Consider the following 4931-nt stretch of genomic DNA (forward strand, 5'->3'; position numbering starts at 1 on the left):
GGCGCCGCGATCGATTTGACGCCCGACGCGCGCAATCGCCGCTTAAGTTCCAAACAGAATGGCGCACTACACTAGCCTGTGAAAACCATTGGTTGGTGCAGATAACAACCGGAAAGAGAACCACAGATGAACACGGATCGACACGGATGGAGACAAATCCGTGTCGATCCGTGTCTATCCGTGGTTCGAGATAGCGAGGATTAGATCGTTTGTTAATTGAGAACACCCCCTAGCGGACGATCAGCGAGCTTTTGGGCGTCGAACGCAACACGTCAAATCCTCCAGACAACGCCAAATCATTCAGGATTGCTGCGACTGCCGGCAATCACTCTACCCCTGTCTCGACAACCTGTAGCTTGGTCCCTACCCGCAGGGGGCGTACCAAGGGCTTGAGTGCCGCCAGATCTGGCGGCAGTCGAGACAGTTCCTCCTTAGCCGCGGCAGAGTCCGGGTGGAGACTGTGGATGATCGAATGCCAGGGACGCCTCTGATGGGTCTCGCGAATAACATAGACCCGCGCGGGTAATAATCCCTTTTGGGCCGTAAACCTATCCAGTGCCCTGCGGTTGAAGAAGCCGATGAGCTGGAGGCCGTAGCCGCCCGCTGAGACAACATGGGTTTTCTCGAGGCCCGAGGCACCGGCGTCGGTCCCGGCAGCCGTGGGAACATCGCTCCCCATGGCCCCCGGACTCTTCACCTTTGCAGCTTCCACTAGCGGCGAGCTTTCCTCGCCATTTCCGGCATTCTCCGTACCATCAGACACATCCGGAGTAGATGTTGGAGCAACCTCGGGCGTGGCCGCAGATGACTCCAATCCTGTCTCGATAACCTGTAGCTTGGCCCCCCTCGGCAGGGTGCGTATCCAGGGCTTGAGTGCCAACAGATCTGCCGGCAGTCGAGACAGCTCCTCCTTAGCCGCGTCATAGTCCGGGTGCAGGCTATGGATGATCGTGTGCCAGGAACGTCCCCGATAGGTCTCGCGAATAACGTAGACCCGCGCGGGTAATCCCTTCCGGGCCGCAAACTTATCCAGTGTCCTGTGGTTGAAGAAGCCGATCAGCTGGAGGCCGTAGCCGTTCTCCGAGACAACATGGGTTTGCTCGAGGTCCGAGGCACCGGCGTCGGTCCCGGCAGCCACGGGAAGATTGCTGCCTATGGCCTCCGGACGCTTTACCCCCAAGGTTTCCATCGCCGGCGGACTTCCCTCAGGCTTCTCCGGCGCGCTGCCGGCATTCTCCGTACCATCAGACCCATCCGTGGTGGACATTGCGGCAACCTTGGGCGTGACCGGACCGGCATCCGCGAACCGGGGGGCCGCCGGATCTTGGGCGCGGTCCCTCCGCGCTGCATCGGAGCGTCGTGTTTCCACCGCGAGGCGGCCTTTGGCCTGTTCACCAGGGGTCCGCTCGGTGGCAAAAGACGCCTGTGCGGCCGGCTTTTCATCCTTATCCGGTCCCTCCGACGCGGCCCTAACCTCTGCGACTTGCGCGGCAACCTTGGGCGTGGCCGGACCGGCATCCGTGAACTGGGGGGTCACCGGGTCTTGGGTGCGGTCCCTCCGCGCTGCATCGGGGCGTCGTGTTTCCACCGCGAGGCGGCCTTCGGCCTGCTCACCAGGGGTCCGCTCGGTGGCAAAGGACGCCTGTGCGGCCGGTTCTTCACCCTTATCCGGTCCCTCCGAAGCGGCCCTGACCTCTGCGACTTGCGTGGTCACCTGATCGGGCCTTTCCCGCACCTGGCCCTGGCTCCTTTGCCCCTCGGAAAGGCTCGCGAGCCCTTGGTGAATTTCAGAAACCTCTGTGGCGACCCGAGATGACTCCAATGCAAGCTGACGATAGACCAGGAAGAGGGCGATAGCGAAGAGGACCGCGAATAGCATCAGCCCGCCCAGGAGCCGGGCGTGGCGCTGCAAACGCTTATCGAGGGCATCGTGCTGGGTCTGCTGGACCCGTTGGAGTCGGGATGTGGTTGTCCGAAAATCGTCGTCCACGTCCGCGATGCGTTCCACCAGCACCTTCTCATAATCGCGCAGCTGGGTGCGGTAATCATCGAGCTCATCGGATAGGCCGGCTCGATCTACAGGCTGTTCTTTCGATCCTGTCGTCTGGGAACGCTTGGACTGCTCAGCCTTCTGCCGTTCGGGCCCGCTCGGCTGCGCCTTGGCAGCGGAGGGGTCTCCATTCGGTGCTTGCCGTTTGTGGGGTTGGTTCGCATTTTTCACCGTTCGATTTTCCTCAGGTTCAGTTGGCGACAGGGTTACGGCAAGCTTAAGACCAGTGAGCCAATTCCCATGTTACCAAAGCGATGAAGGGCAGATTATTTCGGGGCGGCGAGCCCACCGCTCGGCGGGCAATCGCGCCCGCGCGGATTGGTCATCCTACATCGCTGATGACCCAAGCCGCAGAACAATTGACTGGCCGGCCTTTAACCGCCGATGCGTTTGATGATGCGCTTGACATAGGCCTGGGTCTCCGCATATGGAGGGATGCCCTGATAACGCTCCACGACCCTTTCGCCGGCATTGTAGCCGGCCAACGCCAGTTTCACATCGCCATCGAAATGGTCGAGTAGCCAACGCAGATAGGCCATACCTCCCTTCAAGTTCTGCTCCGGGTCCCAAACATCCCGGACCCCGAAACGTTCTGCCGTCGCTGGGATCAGCTGCATCAGGCCCCGGGCGTTCCTGGAGGAGAGTGCCTGGGGGTTGAAGCCGGACTCGGCTTCGATCACGGCGAACACCAGGTTCGGATCCAGTCGATACTGCGGTGCCATGGAACGCACCATACGGTCGACTTCTTTGGAAACAGAGAAGGGGGGGATATGGTCGGCAACCTGCATCTCGGTGGGCAATGGACAAGATACCACACGCATGGGCTTGTCCTGCATCTTGAGGATCTCGAGCATCGCCTGGGCCTTGCGGCTCTTGTCCTTGACCGCCTCCTGGTACCAAGCAGTGGCGAGCTCCCAGTCGCGCTCTATGCCCTGTCCAAAGGCGTAGAGCTGGCCGAGCTCGAACTTGGCGTCCGTGTCTCCTTCACGAGCGGACTTGCAGAAGAGCTTAATAGCTTTATGGGTATCCTTAGCCACACCGACACCCCGCGCATAACGGTGCCCCCAGGCCGTAAGCTCGTGCTTGTCGTTGGAAGCATAGATCTGCTCAAACGACGGCCCTTGATCGGCGGCGATGCAGGAAAATGCAAGAACGGTCAGCAATAGGGTCAGAAAGGCGACTTTTGTTGTATGTTGTGTTTGCATATCTTCGATGCTCCGACAACCTCAATCACTCGCCTTCGGGGGCCAAGGGAAACGCGCAGCACTTTTCACGGTTTGCCCCGAAGGGGTTGTTAGCCTTTATCCGTGCTTTTGTCCACCCTTTTCGAAGTGCGTCCATATCTTCCATTCTCGCGCGGTAGATAGACAGTAACGGCCCTGTCTGCGATACCCTTTGATACCTCCATATCCTTAAATCTTAAGGAGCCTTGACGCCAACCATAGGATGATCCCACAGGTCAGCGCTTCCTCCAGCCACACGAACTAAAGTGTATTTTCGGTCAAAAACGGTATTGATGCAACGCACAAGAGACCGGAAATATTAGCTCATGTAATCACCTATCTTAACATTTAAAAGGATTTATACACATTCGTCCGGGATGGCGCCCCAGAACAACCGAATGACCTATTAAATCAATAACTTAAAATTAAATCTTACTGTTAGGTTTAATTTATAATGGCTTTAACTTATTAATTTTAATAGATTTATTACTCGGTGCCCTGGGGCGGTGCCACAGGACGAGAGCGTGTCTTTATGAATCAATAAGTTATATTTAAACTTTATTATCATATTTGATCTACAACTAATTGGAATCATTGATTCTAAAAATTTTATACGCGCCCACCCTGGGCGGCGCCAGGACCACCCTGGCCGCATCCGGTGGTTTTGTTAGAATTCGGGCCGTTCGATCATCTCTTCGCGCAGTATGTCCGCACACACTGGCCGTCTCCTACTGAGTCCGCAAGACCCATTTCTGCTCCCGGAACGGGCGCCCCTGACGGCTACACTATCCGAGGCCGGTCTTCTGGGGACCCCACTGGAAGGCCGCAACCAGGCATTCGCCGTCGGCGAGCGCTTCCTGCAGCTGGTGATCTTTGCGGGTTGCTCGGTTCGGATCGAACTGTCGCCCATAGGCGAGGCTCCCTTCTGCCATATCCGGTTCACCGGTCCTTTTCGGCAGCCGGTATTCTTGAGCGGCCGTAATACCCGCCCGCCGCGGTGCCGCAGCTGCCGCGGCCGATTGCGGAGTTGGCGGGAAGCCTTGTCCGGTCGGGATAACGCTGGGGTGCAAATCACCTGCCCCGCCTGCAGTGAGGCGAGCCCGCCTTGGGGCTATGACTGGAAAGGGCAGGCGGGATTTGGACGCCTATTCATCCGAGTCGAGGAGGTCTTTCCCGGAGAGGCCACGCCTACGCCGGCGCTGATGGGGCTGCTCGAAGGCTCCAGCGGATGCAAATGGCAGCATTTCTACATTCAGGACGACTGAGAGTCTGGCATACGGCTGTTCTACTACGGAATCGAAGAAGCCGGTCAGATTTCCCGCTCGGTTTCGTTAAAGGTAGTGGTTAATATTTAAATGATTTGTTGGGTACGCCACCGTCCCTGGCGGCTTTGCCCAACCTACGAGCTTCGCCCCTCTCCCACCGGGAGAGGGGATGCAGCGCATGGCCTGCCCAACCCACGGCTATTGGCTATGTTTACACTTAAATCTTAACCACTACCTCATTAAATAGGCTTTCGCGCTCGTTCCCACGCTCCAGCGCCTGCCTGTGCGTGCCGCACGCAGACAGGTGGGAACGCCGTCTTGTCCGCTCCAGCGGACTCAGCTTCTCGGTGCTGATAGGCGTTGGCTGTTAGCCTACCGAGGCGCTTAATCGAC

At 58.1% G+C, this 4931-nt stretch carries 3 protein-coding genes; 1 reads left to right on the forward strand and 2 read right to left on the reverse strand.

Going from position 1 to position 4931, the window contains the following annotated elements:
* Window positions 1–325: 325 nt before the first annotated feature.
* Together BQ17_RS18415 and BQ17_RS18420 are read right to left on the reverse strand one after the other, a co-directional pair.
* Window positions 326–2221 (reverse strand): SPOR domain-containing protein, encoded by a 1896-nt coding sequence (locus tag BQ17_RS18415; RefSeq protein WP_089729622.1) that lies wholly within the window; start codon window positions 2219–2221, stop codon window positions 326–328.
* A gap of 203 nt (window positions 2222–2424) precedes the next feature.
* Window positions 2425–3255, reverse strand: coding sequence for a lytic transglycosylase domain-containing protein (locus tag BQ17_RS18420; protein WP_089729624.1), 831 nt, complete (start codon window positions 3253–3255; stop codon window positions 2425–2427).
* A 722-nt stretch (window positions 3256–3977) separates the two neighbouring features.
* Here BQ17_RS18420 and BQ17_RS18425 point away from each other — a divergent pair.
* Window positions 3978–4538, forward strand: a complete 561-nt coding sequence (locus BQ17_RS18425) for a hypothetical protein (protein ID WP_089729626.1) — start codon at window positions 3978–3980, stop codon at window positions 4536–4538.
* Window positions 4539–4931 lie beyond the last annotated feature (393 nt).

This window comes from Candidatus Thiosymbion oneisti (genome assembly GCF_900092655.1).
Lineage (GTDB): Bacteria > Pseudomonadota > Gammaproteobacteria > Chromatiales > Chromatiaceae > Thiosymbion > Thiosymbion oneisti.

Bases quoted from the DNA above. Each gene is read 5' to 3' on its own strand.
- BQ17_RS18420 (WP_089729624.1), bottom strand. From the start codon at position 3,255: ATGCAAACACAACATACAACAAAAGTCGCCTTTCTGACCCTATTGCTG.
- BQ17_RS18425 (WP_089729626.1), top strand. From the start codon at position 3,978: ATGTCCGCACACACTGGCCGTCTCCTACTGAGTCCGCAAGACCCATTT.